The sequence below is a fragment of the Novosphingobium sp. ST904 genome, from assembly GCF_001298105.1.
GTDB lineage: Bacteria > Pseudomonadota > Alphaproteobacteria > Sphingomonadales > Sphingomonadaceae > Novosphingobium.
On the sequence record NZ_LGJH01000036.1, the window covers coordinates 1 to 1,588 of the forward strand.

1 protein-coding gene is annotated in these 1,588 nt (G+C 61.1%); it reads left to right on the top strand.

All coding sequences use genetic code 11. The annotated features are described in order from the left end of the window. Positions 1-284: 284 nt before the first annotated feature. Positions 285-1,456, top strand: a protein-coding gene (locus ADT71_RS00235; protein WP_132470540.1) for an IS3 family transposase whose coding sequence is annotated in 2 segments (ribosomal slippage) — positions 285-549 and positions 549-1,456 — 1,173 coding nt in all. Because the reading frame shifts where the segments join, the coding sequence is not laid out codon by codon here. Positions 1,457-1,588: the final 132 nt, after the last annotated feature.

The following is a 1,588-nucleotide window of genomic DNA, read 5'->3' on the forward strand; positions in this document are numbered from 1 at the left end:
GTGAATGGCAGCCTCAATGGCGAGGGCATTATGGCATTGACTGGCACCGGCGGATTGCAGCTGGATGGCGGATGTGAAGCTGTTCGTCCTCTCGATGGAGGTGAGGATCGCCTTGAGCGTGGTGACGGGGACGCCGGCGATCGCAGCGCCGCGGGGGAAGGACAGCATGGGTACCCCTTTGGAGGTGGTCGGCGAGCGAACACTGTAAAGGAAACAAAGATTGATCTGCCCCCCGCTGAGTGGCCCAGAGACTATGATAGTCTGGACCATGAAAGGGGCATTGAATGCCGAGCAAGAAGCACAAGCCGGAAGAGATCATCGGCAAGCTGCGTGAAGTTGAGATTGTGCTAGCGCAGGGAGCCTCGACTGCCGAGGCATGCCGGCGGATCGCGGTCAGCGAGCAGACCTATTATCGGTGGCGCAAGGAGTATGGCGGCCTGAAGACCGATCAGGCGCGGCGGATGAAGGATCTGGAGAAGGAGAACCAGCGGCTTCGCCGTGCGATCTCGGACCTGACGCTGGACAAGCTGATCCTGCAGGAGGCGGCAAAGGGAAACTTCTAAGCCCCGCGCGGCGGCGACGCTGCATTGATCATGTGCGACGAGAGTTTCCGGTATCCGAGCGACGGATATGCCGGGTGCTGGGTCAGCATCGATCGACGCAGCGCAAGATGCCGCGCGGGGCGGATGACGAACAGGCACTGACCGAGGACATCATTGCATTGGCGAAGCAATATGGTCGTTACGGCTACCGCCGGGTCACGGCGTTGCTGTGCCATGCAGGGTGGACGGTGAACCATAAACGTGTCGAGCGGATATGGCGGCGTGAAGGACTGAAAGTCCCGCAGCGCCAGCCAAAGCGCGGGCGTCTATGGCTCAATGACGGATCCTGCATCCGCCTGCGGCCGGAATATCCGGGACATGTATGGGCCTACGACTTCGTCGAAGGGCGCACGCATGATGGCCGCAAGTTCCGCATCCTGACCATCATCGATGAGGCCAGCCGGGAGTGCCTGGCGCTCGTCGTGGCGCGTCGGCTCAGGCATGAGGATGTTCTGGCGGCCTTAGCCGACCTGTTCATCTCGCGCGGCCCTCCGGCACATATACGGTCCGATAATGGCAGCGAATTTATCGCGACCGCCGTCCAGCAATGGCTGGGGCAGATCGGCGTGAAGACGCTCTACATCACGCCGGGATCACCATGGGAGAATGGCTATAACGAAAGCTTCAACGGGTCGCTTCGCGACGAACTGCTCAACGGCGAGATCTTCTACAGCCTCGCCGAAGCCAAGGTGCTGATCGAAGCTTGGCGGCGGCATTACAACACCGTCCGCCCGCATAGCAGTCTGGGATACCGACCACCGGCACCGGAAACGGCGACACCGCCATATCCGGCCTCCGGTTCCGCTTCGCTCCAACTCCGACCGGATATGGCGGCGATGGGCTTAATCCACTAACAAACCAAACGGTCCACTCGGTGGGGGCAGATCAAGATGGGAAGGGAGTGCAAGACCGCAGGGTGAGAAGCTGCAACAGCAATCGGGGGAAGCGGGTTGCCGACCTGACGTGCATAGTCTCCGGGGACAGGG